This window comes from Planococcus sp. MB-3u-03 (assembly GCF_002833405.1).
Taxonomy (GTDB): Bacteria; Bacillota; Bacilli; order Bacillales_A; family Planococcaceae; genus Planococcus.
Window position 1 is genome coordinate 293,633 of the sequence record NZ_CP025135.1, and the last position, 22,213, is coordinate 315,845.

22 protein-coding genes are annotated in these 22,213 nt (G+C 49.7%); 16 read left to right on the forward strand and 6 right to left on the reverse strand.

All coding sequences use genetic code 11. The features are described 5' to 3' along the window. The first annotated feature begins 215 nt into the window (after positions 1–215). The 8 genes from glgB to CW734_RS02815 all read left to right on the forward strand — a co-directional run bounded on the left by glgB (position 216) and on the right by CW734_RS02815 (position 10,353). The gene (gene glgB / locus CW734_RS02780; RefSeq protein WP_101189331.1) at positions 216–2,099 is read left to right on the forward strand and encodes a 1,4-alpha-glucan branching protein GlgB; all 1,884 of its coding nucleotides are present in this window, start codon (positions 216–218) and stop codon (positions 2,097–2,099) included. Further along, on the forward strand, positions 2,096–3,244 hold the full coding sequence (locus tag CW734_RS02785; protein ID WP_180956222.1) for a glucose-1-phosphate adenylyltransferase: 1,149 nt from the start codon (positions 2,096–2,098) through the stop codon (positions 3,242–3,244). The genes glgB and CW734_RS02785 overlap by 4 nt, the downstream gene beginning before the upstream one ends. Next, positions 3,241–4,263, forward strand: coding sequence for a GlgC family sugar phosphate nucleotidyltransferase (locus CW734_RS02790; protein ID WP_101189333.1), 1,023 nt, complete (start codon positions 3,241–3,243; stop codon positions 4,261–4,263). The genes CW734_RS02785 and CW734_RS02790 overlap by 4 nt, the downstream gene beginning before the upstream one ends. Beyond that, entirely contained in the window at positions 4,260–5,684 is a 1,425-nt protein-coding gene (glgA, locus tag CW734_RS02795; protein ID WP_101189334.1) for a glycogen synthase GlgA, read from the forward strand. Before CW734_RS02790 ends, glgA begins: the two co-directional genes overlap by 4 nt. Before the next feature lie 14 nt (positions 5,685–5,698). Further along, entirely contained in the window at positions 5,699–8,083 is a 2,385-nt protein-coding gene (locus tag CW734_RS02800) for a glycogen/starch/alpha-glucan phosphorylase (protein ID WP_101189335.1), read from the forward strand. Between the two features lie 20 nt (positions 8,084–8,103). Continuing rightward, positions 8,104–8,913, forward strand: a complete 810-nt coding sequence (locus CW734_RS02805) for an SDR family oxidoreductase (protein WP_101189336.1) — start codon at positions 8,104–8,106, stop codon at positions 8,911–8,913. Positions 8,914–8,999: 86 nt separating this feature from the next. Continuing rightward, a complete protein-coding gene (locus tag CW734_RS02810) occupies positions 9,000–10,085 on the forward strand; it encodes an MBL fold metallo-hydrolase (RefSeq protein ID WP_101189337.1) in 1,086 nt (361 codons plus the stop codon). 4 nt (positions 10,086–10,089) lie between these two features. Then, complete coding sequence (locus tag CW734_RS02815; RefSeq protein WP_101189338.1) at positions 10,090–10,353, forward strand: DUF3006 domain-containing protein; 264 nt, start codon at positions 10,090–10,092, stop codon at positions 10,351–10,353. Between the two features lie 48 nt (positions 10,354–10,401). On the opposite strand, the gene CW734_RS02820 is transcribed toward CW734_RS02815, so the two are convergent. From CW734_RS02820 to CW734_RS02830, 3 genes are all read right to left on the reverse strand, one after another. Next, a complete protein-coding gene (locus CW734_RS02820) occupies positions 10,402–10,692 on the reverse strand; it encodes a DUF3219 family protein (protein WP_101189339.1) in 291 nt (96 codons plus the stop codon). A 108-nt stretch (positions 10,693–10,800) separates the two neighbouring features. Further along, entirely contained in the window at positions 10,801–11,886 is a 1,086-nt protein-coding gene (locus CW734_RS02825; RefSeq protein ID WP_101189340.1) for a YkvI family membrane protein, read from the reverse strand. A gap of 237 nt (positions 11,887–12,123) precedes the next feature. Next, positions 12,124–12,450, reverse strand: coding sequence for a YflT domain-containing protein (locus CW734_RS02830; RefSeq protein WP_101189341.1), 327 nt, complete (start codon positions 12,448–12,450; stop codon positions 12,124–12,126). A gap of 115 nt (positions 12,451–12,565) precedes the next feature. Here CW734_RS02830 and CW734_RS02835 point away from each other — a divergent pair, with 115 nt between their 5' ends. From CW734_RS02835 to CW734_RS02850, 4 genes are all read left to right on the forward strand, one after another. Beyond that, positions 12,566–13,300, forward strand: a complete 735-nt coding sequence (locus tag CW734_RS02835; RefSeq protein ID WP_101189342.1) for an MBL fold metallo-hydrolase — start codon at positions 12,566–12,568, stop codon at positions 13,298–13,300. A 77-nt stretch (positions 13,301–13,377) separates the two neighbouring features. Then, positions 13,378–14,397 (forward strand): LLM class flavin-dependent oxidoreductase, encoded by a 1,020-nt coding sequence (locus tag CW734_RS02840; RefSeq protein WP_101189343.1) that lies wholly within the window; start codon positions 13,378–13,380, stop codon positions 14,395–14,397. 85 nt (positions 14,398–14,482) lie between these two features. Continuing rightward, positions 14,483–14,761, forward strand: a complete 279-nt coding sequence (locus CW734_RS02845) for a hypothetical protein (RefSeq protein WP_058381970.1) — start codon at positions 14,483–14,485, stop codon at positions 14,759–14,761. A gap of 72 nt (positions 14,762–14,833) precedes the next feature. Next, entirely contained in the window at positions 14,834–16,123 is a 1,290-nt protein-coding gene (locus CW734_RS02850) for a purine/pyrimidine permease (protein WP_101189344.1), read from the forward strand. Positions 16,124–16,168: 45 nt separating this feature from the next. On the opposite strand, the gene pepF is transcribed toward CW734_RS02850, so the two are convergent. Beyond that, complete coding sequence (gene pepF / locus CW734_RS02855; RefSeq protein ID WP_101189345.1) at positions 16,169–17,983, reverse strand: oligoendopeptidase F; 1,815 nt, start codon at positions 17,981–17,983, stop codon at positions 16,169–16,171. Between the two features lie 642 nt (positions 17,984–18,625). Between pepF and CW734_RS02860 the strand changes: the two genes are divergently transcribed. The 3 genes from CW734_RS02860 (at position 18,626) to CW734_RS02870 (ending at position 20,534) form a co-directional block, all read left to right on the forward strand. Then, positions 18,626–19,105, forward strand: a complete 480-nt coding sequence (locus CW734_RS02860; protein ID WP_101189346.1) for a PaaI family thioesterase — start codon at positions 18,626–18,628, stop codon at positions 19,103–19,105. Between the two features lie 133 nt (positions 19,106–19,238). Further along, entirely contained in the window at positions 19,239–20,192 is a 954-nt protein-coding gene (locus CW734_RS02865; RefSeq protein WP_101189347.1) for an ATP-grasp domain-containing protein, read from the forward strand. A 141-nt stretch (positions 20,193–20,333) separates the two neighbouring features. Continuing rightward, entirely contained in the window at positions 20,334–20,534 is a 201-nt protein-coding gene (locus tag CW734_RS02870) for a hypothetical protein (RefSeq protein WP_101192116.1), read from the forward strand. Between the two features lies 1 nt (position 20,535). On the opposite strand, the gene CW734_RS02875 is transcribed toward CW734_RS02870, so the two are convergent. After that, positions 20,536–20,835 carry a hypothetical protein gene (locus CW734_RS02875; RefSeq protein ID WP_101192117.1) on the reverse strand — a complete coding sequence of 100 codons (300 nt, stop codon included), beginning with the start codon at positions 20,833–20,835 and terminating at the stop codon, positions 20,536–20,538. A gap of 128 nt (positions 20,836–20,963) precedes the next feature. On the opposite strand from CW734_RS02875, the gene CW734_RS02880 reads away from it, so the two are divergent. Beyond that, on the forward strand, positions 20,964–21,641 hold the full coding sequence (locus CW734_RS02880; protein ID WP_101189348.1) for a hypothetical protein: 678 nt from the start codon (positions 20,964–20,966) through the stop codon (positions 21,639–21,641). Positions 21,642–21,891: 250 nt separating this feature from the next. On the opposite strand, the gene CW734_RS02885 is transcribed toward CW734_RS02880, so the two are convergent. After that, positions 21,892–22,161 (reverse strand): GNAT family N-acetyltransferase, encoded by a 270-nt coding sequence (locus CW734_RS02885; protein ID WP_101189349.1) that lies wholly within the window; start codon positions 22,159–22,161, stop codon positions 21,892–21,894. Positions 22,162–22,213 lie beyond the last annotated feature (52 nt).

Here is a 22,213-nt window from a genome sequence, read left to right on the forward strand (position 1 = left end):
AAATTCGCGTCCTTTCTATGTTGAAGCTAGTCTTTCTTTAGCCTATTCCAAACCGTGCCTGACGACAAGCCGTTAGATTACGAAAAATATGAAGACATTGCGACATTGAGGCCGTTTGTGGAATTTCTTGGCAGCGATCGGCATCTTAACAAGGACTTTACATTTCAAATGTAGAATAGAAACTAAACTTGGTTTTGGCCAAAAGGAGGCGCTGCATGGAATTTTTGTTGAATACATGGACAAAAGAACGGTTGCAAGCTTTTCATGAAGGACAAATGGTCGATGGCTATTTGTATTTCGGCGCACATGCATTTGGGGAAGAAACGACATTTTCGGTTTGGGCTCCTGACATTGAAGGCATCGACGTAGTCTGCGTGAACCCCGAGACGGAAGACACATCCACTTATCCGTTAGAGCAGCATCCGCATGACGCGAGCATATGGGGAGTGAGCATCCCGGAAAATTTGGAAGGCCAACTTTATGAATATGCACTTCGGACGCTAAGGGGCGAAGTGCTATGGAAATCGGACCCGTATGCACGGCAAAGCGAGAAACGGCCGTTCACCAAATCGATCGTCTCGGGTCCCGAAGAATACGCTTGGCCGCTTGAAGTCTTGAAGCGCAAGCAAACGATCAACGATAAGCATCTGGAACGGGCGATGGCCATTTACGAAGTGCATATCGGTACGTGGCGGCGCAAGGAGAATGGGGAATTTTATACGTACCGTGAAATTGCAGATCAGCTGATTCCGTATGTTATCGAGATGGGCTTCACGCATATCCAGATTTTGCCGATTACTGAACATCCGCTTGATGAATCCTGGGGCTACCAGACAACGGGTTATTTTTCGCCGACAGGACGTTACGGAACAGCCGAAGACTTAAAGTATTTTGTCACATCCTGCACAGAGCATGGCCTCGGCTTGTTCTTGGACTGGGTCCCCGGCCATTTTTGCGTCGACCAGCACGGATTGGCGAATTTCAACGGTCAGCTACTTTACGAAGAAGCACGTGAAGAGCGCCGCATGAACCCGGATTGGGGCACCTTGAACTTTGATATCAATAAAGGCGAAGTGGTGAGCTTTATCTTGTCGAGTGCCCATTATTGGCTGGAGGAATTCAAATTCGACGGCTACCGGATGGATGCGCTCGTTAATCTATTGTTCATCCCGAATATCAAGGAGCGCCCCCATAATGCGGAGGGGGCGAATTTTCTCAGAAAGCTGACGGCTAGTTTGAAGCTCCATTATCCGGAGAAATTGTTGATTGCAGAAGATGCCTGGCATTATCCGAAAGTGACCCATCCGGTCGAATCCGGCGGTGTCGGCTTCGACTATAAATGGAACTTCGGCTGGATGCATGACACGCTCGAATATATGAAAACGCCGCCCGCAGAACGGTCGAAAGCCCATGGGAAAATGAATTTTTCGATGGTGTATCAATATGAAGAGCGCTACCAAGTGATTTTTTCCCATGACACTGTAGCGGATGGGCGAAAATCCCTGCTCAACAAGCTGCCTGGCACAAGGGAAGAGCGTTTCCTCCAATTGCGTTTGCTGTTTGGATTTTGGATGGCGCATCCGGGCAAGAAATTATTGTTTATGGGCCAGGAGTTTGGCCACTTCGAGGAATGGGAATTCCAGCCCGAACTCGACTGGGCATCGCTCGAAGATCCGCAACATAAAGGGATCGCTGATTTCATGAAAGAATTGCTGGCATTCTATCGGAGCGAAAAAGCGTTTTTCGAACTCGATGATGAACGCGATGGCTTTATGTGGCTCGATGCCGATAACCATGAACAAAGCGTGGCGACCTTTATCCGCAGAGGATTTTTGCCGGAAGACGAGTGTCTCGTGCTGTGCAACTTCTCTGAACATCATTATGAAAGCTTTCATGTGGGAGCACCGCGCAAAGGCTCCTATGAAGAAATTTTCTCCACAAATTCAGCAAAATTTGGCGGCACGGCTGCCGATTTGCAGCAGGCGGCAAAAACGCTCGATGTTCCGTGCGACAATCAGGATTACTCACTGAAGCTTGACTTGCCGCCGTTCACGATGAGCATCTGGAAAAAAAGAAAAGATGGGAGTGACTTATTGTGAATGAAAAAGTAGTTGCTATGCTTCTCGCAGGCGGCCAAGGAAGCCGCTTGAAATCATTGACGCACGATATTGCAAAACCCGCGATTCCTTACGGCGGGAAATACAGGATCATCGATTTTCCTTTGTCGAATTGCACCAATTCCGGCATCACGACGGTCGGTGTCTTGACGCAGTATCAGCCCCATGCTCTCCACCGCTACATCGGGCTTGGCACGCCTTGGGATTTGGATCGCCATAAAGGCGGGGTGACCATGCTGCCGCCTTACGCTGAAATCGATGGCATCAAATGGTATGCCGGCACAGCGAGTGCGATTTACCAGAACATCAATTTCCTGACCAGCTGCGAACCTGATTATGTCGTGATTTTATCGGGCGACCATATTTACAAGATGGATTATGAAAAACTCGTGGAATACCATAAGGAAAAACAAGCGGATGTCACCGTTTCTGTGTTGGAAGTGCCATGGGAAGAAGCGAGCCGTTTCGGCATCGTCAACACTGATGAAGACATGAATATCGTCGAGTTCGACGAAAAACCAGAAAAACCGAAAAGCAATCTGGCTTCCATGGGTGTGTATGTTTTTGATTGGGAAAAACTGGAGCGCTATTTAGAGGAAGACAATAGCATTGAAGAGTCTACACATGACTTCGGAAAAGATATCTTGCCGAAAATGTTAGTGGACCAACAAAAAATGGTGGCCTATCCGTTCAAGGGATATTGGAAAGATGTAGGGACGGTCGACAGCCTGTGGGAGGCGAATATGGATTTGCTTGACCCATCAGCAGGGCTCGTGCTGCACGATCCCGCCTGGCGGATTTATTCGTCAAATCCCCAGCTGCCGCCACAAGTCATCACAGAAACTGGGCGTGTGCAAGGTTCGATGGTCAATGAAGGCTGTGTCATTAGCGGGACGGTCAAACACTCGGTCATTTTCCAGAACGTGCTGATCGATAAAGAAGCGGTCGTAGAAGACAGCGTCGTCATGAGCGGCACGAAAATCGGGCGAGGGGCCCATTTGAGCCGGGTCATCGTTCCACCGGACGTGACAGTTCCGGAAAATTACCGGCTGCTCGAACCGGCAGCGGGCATCACGCTATTAACGCAAGACTTAATCGATTCATGGAAGGAGAGTGGGCAGCAATGACTTTGATGGCCGCAGTGGACGCATCTGTAAAAGTAGCAGGGCTCCAAGACCTGACCATTCATCGATCGGTCTCCTCGATTCCGTTCGCCGGAAGATATCGCCTAATCGATTTCGCTTTGTCGAATTTGGTGAATGCGGATATCAACTCCGTCGGCATTTTCGCTTCGCAGCCCTTTGGGTCGTTGATTGACCATATCGGCGTCGGGAAAAGCTGGGATCTGGATAGACGTAAAGAAGGCTTGTTCTTCCTTCCGACAACCCATCAAAATGGGGGCATCGCCACAGTGGGTTCATTCCGTGACTTTGAAGAGCATCTTCAGTTTTTTGAAAAGAGCCGCCAAACGCATGTGGTGGTCACGAGCAGTTTTGTCGCGGGGCAATTGGATTATAAAGAAATGCTTGCCCATCACCTGGCATCCGGAAAAGACATTACGGAAGCGGTCGGTGCAAGCGGCTCTTTGAAATCCTATATCTTGTCGCGCAGATTGATGCTTGAATTGATCCGCTCTTATCGGGAAAAGCGCATTCTCAGCGTCGAAGATTTAGTGAATTTGAAAAAAGCGCCCTATTCATATGGCGTTTATGAATATAAAGGATATTTCGCTATCATTGACTCGATTCAACAGTATTTTAAAGAGTCACTCGGACTATTGGATGAAAACAACCGCCGATTGCTGTTTTTGCCTCAAGCTCCGATTTATACGAAAGTAAAAGACGAACCGCCGACGCGTTACCTGGATGGATCAAGCGTATCGAACTCGATGATGGCAAACGGCAGCACGATCTTGGGCAATGTCAAAAACAGCATCATCAGCCGTGCAGTTACGGTGGGCATTAATGCGAGTTTGGACAGTTGCATCATTATGCAGAAGTGCACGATCGAAGAAAATTGTGATCTTTCTTATGTCATTGCTGACAAGGACGTCTATATCGAAAAAGGCGTGAAATTGAGCGGCACAGCTGATCGGCCTATCGTCCTCAGAAAAGGCGAACGGGTCACGAAGGAGGATTCTCAATGAAAATTGTGATGGCCGCTGCGGAATGCGCCCCTTTTGCCAAAGCGGGTGGGCTTGCTGATGTGATCGGTGCGCTGCCGCAGGAGTTGGCCCGTCTCGGACACGAGGTGCAGGTCATCATCCCAAAATACAGTTTGATCCATGAACGTTACCAGCAACAATTCCGGAAAGTGGAAGAACACTCCTTTGGATTTAAAGGTGAAGAGAGTAATTATGCGATACATGAACTCAATATGCACGGCGTTGAATTCCTATTTTTAGAAAATGATTCGTATTTTGAACGGGACAGCATTTACGGGCCGGATGATGCTGAGCGCTACGCGTTTTTCAGCCGGGCCGTACTGGATTTTCTAATGCGTTCCGAAACCGCTCCCGATATTTTGCATGTCCATGACTGGCACACGGCTGTTTTGCCATTTCTATTGAAGGAAGATCCGCAATACCAGCAAATGTCCGGCCGCGTGAAAACAGTCCTGACGATCCACAATATCCAGTTCCAAGGGAATTTTTCGAAAGATGTGTTTTTGGAACAGTACCGCATGGATGAAAGGTTTTACGATGATGGCCAAGTGGCATGGCTCGAAAATTTCAACTCTTTGAAAACCGGCATTTTATATGCTGATAAATTGACGACTGTCAGCCCAAACTACCGCGATGAAATCTTAACAGCAGCTTACGGGGAGCATTTGGAAAACCTGCTCACTGAACGGCAAGCAGATTTGCATGGCATATTGAATGGCATCGATACAGAAGCTTATAATCCGAAAACCGACGAACACATCGCGCAGACTTTTAGCGCAGAGGAGTTGCAGGGGAAACAAGCGAACAAGCGCGCCATTCAAAAACGCTGCGGCTTGCCGGAACAGCCGGATATTCCATTATTGACGATGGTATCGCGGCTTTCGGGACAGAAAGGGATCGATGTGCTCGAACAAAGCTTGCCTGAATTTTTGGAAGGGGATATCCAGTTTGTGCTGCTCGGTTCTGGGGAAGTTCATTACGAAGAGTTTTTCCAGCGACTTGAAGTGGATTATGCGGGAAAAGTCTCTGTCCATCTTGGTTTTGATGAAGCCTTTGCCCATCAATTATACGCAGGCGCGGATATCTTCCTGATGCCTTCGCATTTTGAACCATGCGGCTTGAGCCAATTGATTTCCATGCGCTATGGCACGATTCCGGTGGCAAACCGGACAGGTGGCTTGCGCGATACGGTAGACGAATATAATGAAGACGATAAGACAGGAACGGGCTTCTTAAGCGATTTCAAAGCCGGCCATCATTTCGATGAAGCCTTATCGCGCGCGCTGTCCTTCTACGACAAGCCCGACCATTGGAATGCGTTGATCGATAATGGCATGGCGAGAGATTCCTCATGGTCGCGTTCGGCGAAAGAATACGAGAAATTATATACGAGCTTAAACTGAAGGGTGTGTTGAGAATGTTTTACTCCAAGGAGCAATTCAAGGAAGAATTCAACCGGCGATTAACAGTGGAAAATGGGGATAAAACAGAAAACACAGCCTATAACGTATTAGGAAAAATGGTTTGTGAACAAGTGTTGCAGGAATGGGACAAGCAGCAAGCAGCCAACCGGGACAGCGGTGATAAACAATTGTATTATCTGTCGATCGAATTCCTGCTCGGCCGCTTGCTCGGGCAAAACCTGTACAATTTGGGTGCTTACAATCTGGTAGAAGAAGCGCTCGGCGAACTCGGCTATAAACTATCGGAGATTGAAGAACTCGAACAGGAACCGGGGCTTGGCAACGGCGGGCTCGGACGCTTGGCTGCGTGTTTCCTGGATTCATTGGCTTCGCTCGGCTTGCCCGGACATGGCTGCGGGATCCGCTACCGCGGTGGTTTGTTCACACAGCATTTCATCAAAGGCTTCCAAGTGGAGTTGCCGACCGATTGGATTAAAGAAGGCCAGAGTCTCGAAGTGCGCCGCGATGACCTCGCGCTCGATATCCCGTTTTATGGGGAAGCAAGCATGACTGTCGAAGAACAAGGCGTCCGCACGGAACTGGAAAATGCGGTATGGGTCAAAGCCGTGCCTTATGATATGCCGATCGTTGGGGCGCAGGGCGGTACCATCAATACGCTCAGGCTCTGGCAGGCGGAAACGTCTGATCGGCCGCTGCCTTATGGACTCGGGTATTTGGTGAATGAACTCGAGACGGCTAAAATATCCGATCGTCTTTATCCGGATGATGCACTCGATAGCGGAAAGCTGCTGCGCCTAAAACAGCAATATTTCTTGTGCAGTGCTTCGATCCGCACGATCCTTTCAACGCGCAATTTCGCTATCGAAGAATTGCCTGAAAAAGTAGCGATTCAAATCAATGATACGCACCCGGCGTTGTCCGTTCCTGAATTGATGCGGATATTGATGGACGACTATGAGCTGGATTGGGATACAGCCTGGTCGCTGACGACGCGGACCATCTCTTATACAAATCATACGATTTTAGAAGAAGCGATGGAAAAATGGGAGAGCCGCCTGCTGCGCCAGTTACTGCCACGCGTTTACGAGATCATTGAAGAAATCGACCGGCGCTTCAGAGCCGAATGGGAATCGAAGGAATTGGATGAACAAGCCGTCCACAAACTGTCGATCATCGATGAAGGCGTGGTGAAAATGGCCGTCTTGGCCGTCGTCGGCAGCTATAAAGTGAACGGGGTAGCAAAGCTTCACACTGAGATTCTCAAGAAACGCGAAATGAAAGAACTGAATGAATACTTCCCGCATAAATTCCATAATAAGACCAACGGCATCACACATCGCCGCTGGCTGCTTGCGGCAAATCCGGAATTGTCCTCACTCATTACCGAACACATTGGCCCGGATTGGATCCAGCAGCCTGAACAATTGAGTGAACTTGGGTATTTGGCGAATAGCCGGCCGTTCCTGGAATCTTTCCAGGCCATCAAAAGGCTGAAAAAAGAGCATTTGATCCACCACCTCGAAAGAGAGCACAATACCATCGTTGACCCCGATTCGATTTTTGATATCCACATCAAACGAATCCACGGTTACAAGCGCCAACTGATGAATATTTTGCATGTCCAGCAGCTATACAAGCGCATCAAAAGCGATCCGCATTACCGGCCGTATCCGAGGACCTTCTTGTTCGGTGGGAAATCCGCCCCGAGCTATCATTTTGCCAAACAAGTCATTAAGTTAATCAATACGGTCGCCGAGCGCGTCAATAATGATCCTGTCGCCAGGCGCCATCTGCACATTGTTTTCGTTGAGGATTATAACGTCAGCCACGCAGAGTTCCTGATTCCCGCAGCGGACATCAGCGAACAAATCTCCACGGCTTCCAAAGAAGCGTCAGGCACAGGTAATATGAAGTTCATGATGAACGGCGCGTTGACCCTTGGGACGTATGATGGGGCAAACGTGGAAATCTTCGATGCGGTCGGTGAAGAAAATGCCTTCGTCTTCGGAATGAGTTCAGAAGAAGTCATGCGTTTCGAGCATGACGGAAGCTATAACCCGAAAGACATCATCGAACAAGATCCGTCTATCCGCGAAGCAATTGAAGAGTTAGCGCGCGGAGAATGGTCGGATGGCCCTCATAATTCCGATTTTATCGTACGCCAATTGACAGAGCATGGGGACCCGTTTTTCGTCCTGAAGGACTTGGCGGACTATGCTAAGACGCATGACCGTGTGCTTGATGCATATGGCCATCCCGTCGAATGGGCGAGCATGTGCGTAAGGAATATCGCGGCTTCCGGCATTTTCTCAAGCGACCGGACGATCCAGCAGTATTCCGAAGAAGTATGGGGATTGTCGAAAGTTCCGACTAACTGAAACCGGCAGGAGGATGAGCAATGGCACAAGCAAGTTTCGATAATACCGATCTGGCTGATTACAAAGCGAGCGGCGCTTTGGAAGGGAAAGTGGCGATTGTCACCGGCGCAAGCAGCGGCATCGGGCAAGCGGTCGCGATCGCCTATGCAAAAGAAGGAGCGCGTGTAGTCATCGGCTATCTCGATGACGATGAAGGCGCCGAAAAAACCTTGGGCATCATCCAATCCTACGGGGGCGAGGCGCGTGCTCTGGGCGCAGATCTCGGGAAATCCGAGAATTGCGATGCACTCGTGAACTTTGCGCTCGAAGAGTTCGGCGCGTTGGATATCGTCGTCAACAACGCGGGGTTCCAATATCCGCAAACGTCGCCGCTCGATATCAGCGACGAGCAAATGCTGAAAACTTTTGAAATCAAGGCATTTGCGATGTTTTATTTAGTGCGTGCGGCTTTGCCTCATTTGAAAAAAGGGTCGCGCATCATCAATACCGCTTCCATCAATGCCTACCGGGGCCATTCGGATCTCATCGATTATTCAGGGGCAAACGGGGCGATGGTCGCCATGACTCGTTCCTTGGCCAGACGGCTCGTCCGTGAGGAAATTGCGGTCAACGGCATTGCGCCAGGCCCGATATGGACGCCGCTCATCACGAAAACTTTCGGTGATTTGAACCCGGACGTCGGGTCTGATTTCGGTGAAGACGTGCCGGCAGGACGCCCGGGACAGCCATATGAACTCGTAAAAGCCTATGTGTTCTTAGCGGATCCGCAAAATTCCTATATGACCGGGCAATTCTTGCATATGAACGGCGGCGACTATATGTCGACATGAAAGCACGGGGATAACCCGTGCTTTTTTATATGGAATTTCCGCGTTTTTCGTGAGCTATGGTAAAATTCGGGTAAGAGGTGGAAAACATGAAAAAGACAATGTGGCTCGCCGTTTTGCTGCTGGGTTTAATGGGCTGCGTGCCGCTCGGTGAACCGGCTAACCCGAAACCGGCGGAACCGGAACAGGGCGCAGCGCCAGAACAACCAGGGGGGCTCGCTGTTCATTATATCGATGTCGGCCAAGGGTCCGCCGCGTATCTGGAATGGGACGGCTATTCAATGCTGATCGATGCCGGCGATTGGAACGCCAGTGATGTGCTGATGTATTTGGACAAACTGGAAGTCGAAAAAATTGATATCGCGGTCGGGACCCATCCGGACGCCGATCATATCGGCCAGTTGGCGCGCGTCATCGAAACTTACGAAGTCGGGGAAGTGTGGATGTCAGGAAACCCGAGTTCCTCCAATACGTTTATCCGGACGCTGGAAGCGGTCGATGAAGCCGGAATCCCATATGAAGAACCGCGGCGTGGGGACGAATACGAAATCGGGTTGCTGGAAATCGAAGTACTCCATCCCGAAGAATTGAGCGGCGATACAAATGGCGATTCGCTGTCGTTCCGCATCAGTTACGGGGAGACAGCATTCATCTTTACAGGCGATGCAGATATCCAGGCGGAGCAGGAAATGGTCGCCAGCAACTTGCCGCTGGAAGCGGATATTTTGTTGATGGGCCATCATGGCTCCAATACGTCCACGGACTTGGAATTTTTACAGGCAGTCGAACCCGATGTGGCGATTTACAGTGCGGGCATTGATAATCCATATGGACATCCTTACGCTGAAGTGCTGGCATCAGTGGAAAATGAAGGGGCGGAAGTGTATGGCACTGACGTCAATGGCACAATCGTCGTCGAGACGGATGGACAGGAATATAGCGTCGAAACTGACCGGGAAGGCATCGCCAAAGAAGGCAGCAACCGCTGTGTGGACATCAATGGAGCCTCAACTGCGGAGCTGTCGGAGCTGACAGGAATCGGAGAAGCATTGGCGGAAGCGATTATCGATGAGCGTCCGTTTGAAACGCTTGATGACTTGACGCGTGTCAGCGGCATCGGCGAAGGAAAACTTGCCGGATTGAAAGAACAGGGATTAGCTTGTGTAGGGGAGTGAGCAGATGAGGGGAGTATTGGATCGTTTTGAAGATGGCGGTGTGGCCGTCATCATCGCAGAACAAGCCGGGCGCGAATTCCATGTGCCGCTGCGCTATTTACCGGAAGGCAGCAGGCAGGGCATGTGGTTCACGCTGAGCATCGAATCGGGGCGCATCGTGGATATCGAAGCGGATCTCACGCAGACGAAGGAGCGCATAGGTAAAGCTGAAGAACTGATGGCGCGTTTACGCAGCAAAAACACAGGCAGCCGGTTCAAGCGAAAATGAAAAAGCGTATGGAGATTTTTTCTCCATACGCTTTTCTTGTACTTATTTTTAAGTGGATGTGAGTTCGGTCAGTTCCAGATGATAGTCCGCTACTTCATTGCCTTTATAGAGATTGGTCGTATCGGTAAAGTAATTGGAAATGGCAGCGTCGAATTCCTGGCCTTTAGCCGGCAAAGCGACGCGGAAATTCATCTCATATAATAGCACGGCAATGTCATGGTAGGCATCGCTTGTCACTTTGAAGTCACAGGAGATGTGTCTGCGGCCATCCGCTAAGCTGTGAAGTTCAAGCTGGTCTGTTTCGATTGGGCGGCCGTTCAATTGAATGATTTCGCTCATCGTCTATTCCTCCATTCCGTTTGCTGAAAATTGGCGACCCGATGGGGATAGGCTCATTTTCAAAAAACATTATAGTAACGGTACCATGAAAAAAACACCAAAGCACAATTATGTGCTTTGGTGTCTGACTTTTTCTGCGCGTGTTTCTTGTCGTTTCGGTTTCTTGATATCGGCATAGATCAATGCGCCGACCAGGAACAATCCGAGGTACCCGACGACCGGGTAGAACCAGTTGACGAGTTTCGTGAAGCCGACAAAGCTCAGGATGTATGCAGCGACTCCGACGATGATGACGAATATGCGGAATTTCGCTGTTCCCATTTCGACAAAACGTGCAGAGAACGAGAACAGCATGCTGACGCCGGTGTTATAGATCATGCCGAACAAAATGACCGACATGAAGACGCCAAGTGCTGGTGATAGGTCATCCGCAATTTGCAGCATTGGCATTTCCGCCGTGCCGACAACATCGATTTTCGAGAAGATCGCCAAATGGCTCAAGATGATCAGGATACCGAGCCCAAGCCCGCCAATCAATCCGCCGCGTGCCGCGATCTTTTCGTCTTTTTCAGTTCCGCCCATGACGATGGACATGGAAGCGCCGACCGCGATATTGAAGGATACGTAGTTGATGGCGGACAGCCACCAGTTTCCAACCGCGGATTCCTGTTCTTTGGCGATGGATTCAAGCGCTGAAAACGAACCGTCCATTGTCGTCAGACTATAGGCAGCAAGCGCGATGACTGAGAGAATCAGAAACGGCGTGATGCTTCCGATAATATTGATGACTTTTTGGACATTCAACATGATCGTCAAGATGATCAAAGCGGCCATTACGGTGCTGCCAAGAGCGGCTGACCAGCCGAACTGCTGAGAGAAAATCGAACCGGCTCCGGCAATCATGACGACCCCGACGCCGAATAGCGTTAAAATGATGATGTAATCGACAATCGTGCCGATCAATCGCCCACTGATGCCGAAAATGGCTTCTTTATGGGAAGTAGTGCGCATGCGGCTACCGAGGCGCGTCAAGCTCATCCCGAGATAAGCGAAAAGTGCGGTGGCGATCACTGCTGCCACAGTTCCCATCATTCCAAAGCTGGTGAAATACTGCAGGATTTCCTGCCCGGAAGCGAAACCGGCACCGACAATGATTCCGATAAAGGCGCTCCCCATTTTGATACTTTTAAACATCTTGCTCCCCCTCGTTAAGCGTACGAATTTACTTATTTGAAAATTAAACTTTTTCAAATATAGCAAAATTAAAACGTTTTCACAAATCCAATCGGGAAAACAAGAGTATTTTACTAGTTTTTTGAGTCGAGATAGGTAACATAATAATATTCGTGATATAGCATTTTTGGAAAGAAATTAATTCAAGGCATAACAAAACCCCTCTCGGCAAAATGCCGTGAGGGGTTTAGCTGAATATTAATGGTCTTTATTGGCTACAATAACCAATTTGCCTGTGTCGAGCACTTCTTCGTACTCGTCAGCTTCTTGTTTTGTAAGTCCAGCTGCTTCTAATTTTGCGCGCAATTCATCGCCGCGGGAAGAAGTCATGTTTTTCATGCTGTCGAGGAAGCCTTGTTCTTTCATGCCAACCGACTCTGTATCAAGTGCTTTTGTGATGTCTTTCGTGCGTTTCGGGTCATGAGCGAAAATATAGATGTCGTCATGCGTGAACCCTTGTGACTCAAGCTTTTCAATTTCTGCTTTTGCTTGTACTGCGTTTTCAACTGATAGTTTAATTACCAAAACGAATCCCTCCAATATTTTCTTCTTACTTCCTATATACCACATGCCAAAACTCTTAAACTATGCGGCGTGTGTTGAAATGATATACTGAGGGAAAATTGGAGGAGTGGTGACAATGAAGATTACGCCAATCGGGATTTGGGGCGGCTACCCGAATAAAAACGAAGCGACCTGCGCTTATTTGATCGAACAGGACGGCTACCGCTGCTTGCTCGACTGCGGCAGCGGAGTGGTCGCGGCGGTGCAGAATTATACGGAACTGAAAGACATCGATGCGGTCGTCATCAGCCATTATCACCCGGACCATGTGGCGGATATTGGCGTCTTGCAGCATGCGGCGATGGTCGGGATGCAATTGAAGGAATGGGATGTGCCGTTGCCGATATTTGCGCATGATAAAGATGAGCAAGGATTTGCTGCATTGTCCTATAAAGGCGTAACGGAAGGCCGCGCGATCCAAGTGGGCGACACGCTCGAACTCGGGCCGTTCCAAGTGACCTTCTGTGAGACGGATCATCCTGTCTACTGCCTGGCGATGCGCTTTACGAACGGAGAGCGGTCAGCGGTCTTCACGGCCGATACGGCATGGAAAGATGAACTCGTGCCGTTTGCAGAATCAGCTGACCTGCTCGTTGCAGAGTCGAATTTATACGAAAAATACCTCGGCATCATCCAAGGCCATATGAGCGGCAGCCAGGCAGGAACACTCGCCTCGTCCGCTTCGGCCAAACAGCTGTTGCTGACCCATCTGCCGCAATACGGGGAACTATCCGAAATCCTCGCAGAAGCGAAGAAAACCTACGGCGGCGATGTGTCATTCGCTGAAATCGGCAAAAGCTATCAATTGTAAGTAAAGCAGATAGTTTGAATTTGAAGGAATTTCCTCCTATGCTTAAAGCATCCGAATGGATGAAAGGAAGTTGACACATGACACAACAATCAAAAGAGCTTGCGCTTTCCATCCTGGACCTGGTTCCAGTGCGCCAAGGCTATCCGATGCAACAAGCATTCGAAGATATGAAAAACCTCGCACGCCATGCCGAACAGCTCGGCTATAAACGGTTTTGGCTGTCCGAGCATCACAATACACCGACGCTCGCGAGTTCCGCGACGTCGATTCTCATTTCCAAAGTGCTCGAAGCGACCGATACGATCGAAGTGGGCTCCGGCGGCATCATGCTGCCGAACCACACGCCGCTTGTCGTCGCCGAACAATTCGGCACGCTTGAGACGATGCATCCGGGACGCGTCAATCTCGGTCTCGGCCGCGCACCGGGCACTGATATGCAAACAGCCCGCGCACTTCGCCGGACGACACAGGAAACCGCGTTCCAATTTCCTGAAGATGTCGAAGAGCTGCAGCGCTACCTGGGGCCGCTCGAGGTGCAGGAATCCGTGAAAGCCTATCCAGGCGTAGAGACGGAAGTGCCGTTATTCATTCTCGGCTCGAGCACATCGAGTGCGGTGCTTGCGGCGAAGCTCGGCTTGCCGTATGCGTTTGCGGCGCATTTCGCCCCGCAGCAGCTGGAGTCGGCAGTCGCCATCTACCGCAGCCGCTTCGAGCCTTCCGATACATTGTCAGAGCCGTACGTCATCGCTTGCGTGAATGTGGTCGGTGCCGATAGTGTGGAAGAAGCGGAGCAGCTTTCGACGTCGAGCGACCAGTTTTACTTGAACGTCGTCCGTGGCACGAAAAACCCATTGATGCCGCCTGTCGATACGATGGACGGCCGCTGGAGCTATGCAGAAGAAGCGATGGTCAAATCGATGGCGCGCTATACATTCAAGGGGAATGCCGAACAACTGGGAGAACAAATCGGCCGTTTTGCCGGTGAGTTGCCAATCGATGAATTGATGGCTGTTTCCTATATTTATGATCAGGACAAGCGGGTGCGTTCTTACGAAATCCTGAAACAAGCGGTATCGAATGCTGTCCGATTGCCATGAAATGTTCACCTGACCGACGGCAATAGCCGCTCGGCTTCATGTATAATACTAGGGAAACTTGAAGTTTAAAGGTGGTAATAACGTTATGGACTTTCTCTATTTTCCTGAAGATAAATCAGAATATATTCCGGGAATCATCTCGGTCGTCATCATTTTCATCCTATCGATCCTGATCGTGCGTCTTTTGATGAAAGCATCGCGGAAGCAAGTCAAAAAATTGAACGAGCAAGGATACCCGGTGATTTACGACCGTGGTGAGATGCTGAAAGATTCTGATGAGCAAGCACCAGCAGAACGGCAAACAAATCCGAATACACCGGAAGAGCCGAAAGACACAAACGGCCCGCCGACCAAAAAGCCCTGAGGTTTCAGGGCTTTTTCTAGTTAGTGGAGCGTGTATAGTGAAACAATACTTTAAATGAAAAGAGTTGCCATCATGACAAAAAATTTAGCGGGCGGCTTTCAATGGGCGATTTTCCTTATCGCTTCATCCATTGCAGCCCCCATCGCCATCGCAAACATCTTCGGCATGGACACTGCCGATACCGCGCTGTTCTTGCAGCGCACCATTTTCGTCCTCGGTATCGCTTGCCTGATCCAAGCCTTTATCGGCCATCGCTTGCCGATCAATGAAGGGCCGGCTGGCTTATGGTGGGGCGTGTTTATCGTCTACGCCGGGCTTGTCGGCGTATTGTATTCAACTGCCGAGGAATCGTTGCAAGTGCTGCAAAGCGGTTTGTTTTATAGCGGTATATTATTCATTGTTTTCGCCGTGATGGGAGTGGTCGATAAGCTGAAACAGTTTTTCACTCCGACGGTCACCTTTGTCTATTTGCTGCTGCTCGTGCTGCAGATCAGCGAATCGATCATGAAAGGCCTGTTCGGCATTGCGTCGGAAGGAGATTTAATGGATGTGTGGGTGCTGCTGGCAGCAATTGCCGTCATCCTGATCACTTTCTATTTCATGTTCCACCGTTCAGCGTTCATCAGCCGCTATTCAGTACTTCTTTCCGTCGCTTTTGGCTGGCTGTTGTTTTGGGCTATCGGCAAAGCGCCAAGTATTCCAAAGGCTGATGGGGCATGGGTAACATTCCCGGATATGCTGGTCTTTGGCCCGCTCGTCTTTGACGGAGGGATGCTTGTTACGACCTTGTTCCTGACCGTCTTGCTTATCGCCAACATGATGGCTTCGGTCCATGTGATGGAAAGCTTGCTGAAAAATGCCTTTTTGATCCAGACAGAAGATCGCATGAAGCAAGCTTCTGTTGCATCCGGCTTGAACCATCTGCTTGCAGGGCTGTTTTCTTCTGTCGGCCCTGTGCCGATTTCCGGTGCAGCGGGATTTGTCAGCGCGACAAGGACTCCGGGACTGCGCCCGTTTATCGTTGGCGGTGTCATCGTCACGGGCATCAGTTTGTTTCCGCAATTGATGGCCGTGCTCGCTGCCTTGCCGGCTCCGGTTGCCTATGCCGTCATCTTTGCGATTTTCTCCAAAATGGTGGAAATGGCTTTCAACGCGCTTGAAGCGGAAGAAAATAGTAAACGAGCTTACAAAGTAGCGGCTTTCGGCCTCATGACAGGGGTCGGTTTGATGTTCATCCCGACGGAAAGCATGGCAGGGTTGCCGTCAGCTGTCGCTGCTATTTTATCAAATGGCCTGATAACAGGGACCATCATTGCCATCCTTATTGAACAAGTAATGATGCGGTTCGTGCGGGTAAAATAAAAACAGGCGGCATAAAGGGAAATCCTTTATGCCGCCTGTTTTCTATTAATTTTGCTGTTCGATTTCTTCGGTCAAGCGTTCTAGTTCGTCGATCAATTCGCCGATATAGGCAATCGTGTTACGAAGCGGCTGCTCGGTCGTAATGTCGACGCCGGCCATCTTGGACAATTCGACAGGGGTTTTCGTTCCGCCTGCGTTCAATACGCCAATCCATTCATCGACGGCTGGCTGGCCTTCCGACAAGATGCGCTTCGACACTTGCGTGGAGATCGTTAGCCCGGCGCTGTAAGTGTATGGGTAGAGACCCATATAATAATGCGGCTGGCGCATCCACGTCAATTCCGCGCCTTCTGTGACTTCGACATCGTCTCCCCAGAATTCTTCGAGTACGCCGCGTTTCAGTGCATTAAGTACACCGGCGTTGACGTTTTCTCCGGCATCGATCTTTTTATACACTTCGCGCTGGTAGGCCGCTTCGAGCAAATGGGTGACGAAGTTATGGTAATAGGTTCTGGCCACAATCGATGAAATGACCCAACGCTTGAATTTCGGGTCTTCGGAATTCTTCAGCAAATGATTCGCCACAAGCATTTCATTCATCGTCGATGGCGCTTCGATAAAGTACAGTGAAGGGCGCGCGTTGAATAGGTTCTGTTCGCGGTTCGCGTGATAGAAATGACCTGCGTGCCCGAGTTCATGCGCCAACACGAATACTTCGTTCATGCGGCCGGTCCAGGAAATCAAGATATACGGATGATCGCCGTAAGGGCTCGCGCAGAATGCGCCTGTCGACTTACCTTTGTTCTGGGCAAAATCGATCCAGCGTTCATCGTACGACCGTTCCACCATATGCAAATAATCCGTTCCCATAATGCCGAGCGCATCATTGATATATTGTTTCGACTCCTCGACCGTGATTTCCGGGTCGTATTCCGGATCCAAGGAAATCTTCAAATCCGCAAAGGTCATTTTGTCCAAACCGTGCGCTTTTTGAAGCAGGCGTGCGTATTTGCGCATATGCGGCGCCAGTTCCGTCTGGATTAAATCGATTTGGCGGTCATAAAGCGCGCGGTCGACTTCCTGGTTGAATAGCAGGTACTCGAAAATATCCTCATAACCGCGCAAATCGGCAGTCGTTTTTTCGGTCTGTAATTGCATATCATAAGTTTTGGCCGTCGTGTGCTGGTAATCGCGCAGTTTATCGGAAAACGCCTTGAATGCGGCGCGGCGCAGCTCGGTATCGGTTTCCGCTTCCCAGTCACCTTCGAACGACACATAGCTGAGCGGATGGGATTTGCCGCCTGCTTCAAAATCCGGGAAATCCATATCAACCATTTTCGTCGTATTGTATAGCTCATAAGGAGCTTGGAAGACAGAGGAGTAGGAAGCCAATGCTTTTTCGGCGGCCGGATGCAATTGATGCGATTTTTTGCGCAGCAATTTCTTTAAATAGCCTTCAAACTCCTTGGATTCCGACATCGCCTGTTTCAGCGTGTCTTCCGGCAATTCCAGCAGTTCGCTCGTCACAAAAGCGAGGCGGCTGCCGATCTTTGCGGAGAATGCGCTGTATTTTCCGGCGCGCATCTGGGCTTTCGTATCGGTTTGATCTGTGCTGTAGGACAGGCTCGCATAAGTGCCCGGAGCAACCAGTTTTTCGGCAATCGTGAGATACGCCTCAAGTGCTTCCAGTGCCGACTGGGCGTCGGTGATCTGGCCTTGGAACTTCTCGGCATAGGCTGCTGTCTCCTGGTCAATCTCCTCGAGAGCGGCATCGAATGCTTCGGGGCTTGCCATCAAGCTTTCTAAATTCCATGTTTCTTCTATAGATATTTCTGAACGTGGCGGTAAACTTTTAACCAATGATTTTTCTCCCTTGTATTCCGGATGTCGAACTAATCATAAGTATAATGTCCAAATCACGAAAAGTAAAAATTTTAAAATTAATAAGAAAATTATGAAAATAGGTTTAAGCGTGAAATGGCGCGGGTATCCAGTTAATACAAGGCGGAATGACCGTCAGAAGACACGAGCGGTTTTACCGGAATCGCCTTCTGATGAGAATATGCACAGCCTTGGCGGAAAATTTGCTTTACTGGCGATATAGCTCTTGTCGGGAACCAGATGAAAATGGTTCAGCCTAAGAAGTTTCAACAGTAACAGGTAGATTTTTTGTGTAAGTGCAACTGAACGCCTGGCTGCAAAGTCTATTGATCACTGAGAGGTATATGTGAGAAATCCAAAGACGGCCAGCGCCATTAAACTGCATAGGCGGGAGTTTTACATCGCCAACATGTACGTTTGTAGAAGAATTGAATAGAATTTTCCGCGTGCGAAAATCCTCCACGGACGAATCGGAGGATAAGGTAAGGAAGAGCATGGCCTGAGTTTATCGGGTCATGCTTTTTCTATGTCTTCTAGCATTAAGGAAGTTTCTTGGCAGGCATCTTTCGAAACGATGTGGAATAGAGCAGAGGATAACTTTTGCAAAAGGAGTGGACTGGATTGAGTGAAACGGTAGAACATGCAATTCAAGATGAGTATGGAAAAGATTTTGCCTGGTGCTACGGATGCGGCCGCCTGAACGAAGATGGGCTTCACCTCCGGACGGGATGGGATGGCGAAGAAACCGTGACCTTCTACGAACCGCGGAAAGAACATACAGCAATTCCCGGATTTGTCTACGGGGGCTTATTGGCGTCGCTTGTGGATTGCCATGGCACGGGATCCGCGTCGCTCGCCCTTCACCGTAAAAATGGGCATGAGCCTGGCAGCGGGGAAGAGCCGCCGCGCTTCGTGACAGGTTCATTGCATGTCGATTTCCTGAAGCCAACACCTCAAGGCAAGACCTTAAAAGCGGTAGGAAAAGTCGAAGAGATCCATCCGAAAAAATTCAAAGTGAATGTGGAAGTGTTTGCAGGAGATGTAAAAGTCGCAAACGGCGAAGTGGTTGCCGTGTTGATGCCATCGACTTTCACATCTTGAAATGAAATGGGCGCCGGAGCCATCCGGCGTTTTTTTATACGTTTTATCCCTTAAAGTCTATAAGGCTTGTAGGGATTAAAAGGATACTGTATGCTCAATGTATTCAAAGCTCTATTTCTGAGGAGGAACCCGAATGACGGAGAAAGTTTACGTAATTCATGAAAACGAAGAATGGACAGTCCATTTATTCCGGCGCTTGGAAGAGCTCGGCGTGCCCTATGAAGACTGGTTTACCGACACTGGATCGTTCGATTTAACGAATGAGCCGCCGCAAGGGGTGTTCTATAACCGCATGAGCGCATCATCGCATACGAGAGGGCACCGGTTTGCGCCGGAAATGGCCGAAGCGAAAATCGCCTGGCTCGAGCGCTACAACCGGCGCGTCGTCAATGGCAGCCGCGCACTCCGGCTTGAAGTGAGCAAAGTGAACCAATACATGGCGCTTGACGCAGCCGGCATAAAGACGCCGAAAACGGTGGCGGTGAGCGGTAAGGAACAGCTTCTCGAAGCGGCGTCCGCTTTTGAGGGCGAATCATTCATCACGAAGCACAACCGCGCCGGAAAAGGGCTCGGCGTCCGATTGTTCCACTCGAAAGAAGCGCTGGAGGAATACGTGGGCGGCGATGAATTCGACGAATCCGTGGATGGCATCACTTTATTGCAGCAATACATCCAATCACCTGAGCCGTTCATCACGCGCTGTGAATTCGTCGGCGGCAAATTCCTATACGCGGTGCGTGTGGATACATCAGAAGGCTTTGAATTATGCCCGGCTGATGCATGCCGCCTTGAAGTCCTTTCTTGCCCAGCCAACGGGGCATCGGAAACGCGCCCGAAATTCCAGGTCATCGAAGGCTTCGATGATCCCATTATCGCCAAGTACGAACGTTTCTTTAAAGAAAACGGGATCGAAGTGGCGGGCATCGAATTTATCCAAAATGCCGAGGGCGAGCTATTTACTTACGATGTCAACACCAACACAAATTACAATGCCGATGCGGAAGCCGTGGCTGGCAAATACGGCATGCTGGAACTGGCGAAGTATTTGGAGCATCAGCGGCAAACCCTCACGACTTTTGCTAAGTAAATGGAGATCAACATGAAAAAGCACGGCCGGAGCAAATCCGGCCGTGCTTTCTTTCGTGCCCAGAGGCTCGACGTTTACCTCCCACCATTCAAGGGAACGGTTGAAAAAAGGGATTTGTTTGCGGAAGGGAGTGAACTCGCGATGGATAAAGAAACAAAGGAAGTGGAAGAGCGGACGCCTTCGGAACCGGAAGACGTGGCGGACGTGGAAAGCAAGGAATTAAAAACGGCATCGAAATTCGACGGCATCTATAGCCGTGTCTCCTCGAACCGCCTGGAAAACTTGCGCACGACCCATATCGAAAACAAGGCGAAGGAATTGGCGCGCAAAGGACACCGCTAAGCTATTCCTCGCGCGGCAATTTCTCCATGGCGCTTGCGACTTCAAATGCCAAGTCATCGTTACCGAATGACTGGAGCACTTCGAGCAGGACGTCGCCGTCGATGTCGTATTCGAACGATTCGGTTTCTTCCATCGCGGTTTTCAACAGCTGATTCTCAGCCTGTGCCGGATACGCTGCCGTGTACAGTGCGAGCGGGTCGATTTTATGGTTGACGCACCATTGCACAAAGACGCGGACCATCGTTTCTTCATCTTGCTGGTATTTTTTGATGATAAATTCTTCACGGCTTTCATAGTCCATGCCGGTCACTCCTTTTACAGAATCTTGGGATGTTTTCACAATAGCAGATAAATCGTTCGGCTGCATGGACTTCCTGCATTATTTACTCTAAAATGGTCCATAGCACTGATAGTATCGGAGGGGAAAGAATGAAATTACTTCAAGTACGAAAAGGCCAATTCGTCTACTACAAAAACGAATTGCACAAAGTTTATTCCGTCAAGCCGCTCGCTAAGAAATCGGTTTTGATGTTCCGCGTCAAGGACATGGAGCAAGTGGCAAGCCGCGCTGACGAAGTGTCGCTCTACAAGCCGAAACACATGGATTCGTTCATGTTCTTCGGTGAGCGCTACACCTTGCGCGAAGACGTGCCGGCAGAAGAAGGCGGTTACATCCTGATCGCCAAGCCGGATCCGGATTATATGGACCATTATTCCTTGAACGAGTTCGAGAAGATCGAGTCGGTCGAAGGCAAGAATGTCATCACGACAAGACAAAATACGGTCAAGTCGAGAGAATTCTTCGTGATGGTCCCGGGAGAAGAGCAAGGCAGCAACGACATTGCGTATTACGACAAAGGGAAAGTATCCGAAGAACAGAAGCGGCATGATGCTCAGCTCGCAGAAGATTTGCGCGACAGAAGCTCGATCCGCCCGTCGATCGGCGATGTCTATTTGAACCTGGATAACGCAGGAACGGCCATGGTCGTCGCCATCATGGGCGAAGAAGTGACGCTTGGCACAGGCGATAAGCTGACGTTCCACGACTTGCATAAAGCGGACAACTGGAGCTACCTCTACAACGTAGCAGACGGCGATTTCCGTTAATTTCTTGTAATGAAAAAAGGCAGCCAATGAATGAACGAAGCATCCGCTGAGTTCATTCATTTGCGACGCATCTGCCGCGCAGATGTGGGAGCACATCTTTTACGCGATGCTTGAGCAAAGTGAAAGCAGAACAAATGCTAAGCTTCGGAAAATACCGTTTTAGAGTTTCTTAATACTGAAAAAAGGCAGCCAATGTGGCTGCCTTTTTTTATTCTTCAATAATTGATCAATTCTGTACTTCACTAATTCTTTATTTCACCAGGACGTCCTGGAATTCTTCTGTGCCTTCGATCACTTTTTTGGCGTATGGGCATTGCGGGTCCACTGATTTGCCTTCGTTTCTTGCGTGCTCGACCATTTTGCCGACCAGTTCTTTGCCCATGCCTTGCCCGCTAAGCTGCGGGGCTACTTCAGTGTGGTCAACCGTCAGCACGTCACCGTTTTCGACGTAGCTGACAAAACCGACTTCTTCTGAACCGTCGAGCATGGCAATCCGGTTGTCTTGATGTTGAAAATCCATTTTAATGTCCTCCTTTTTAAAAAGCATTCTACTTAAAAGGTATTCCCGTTCT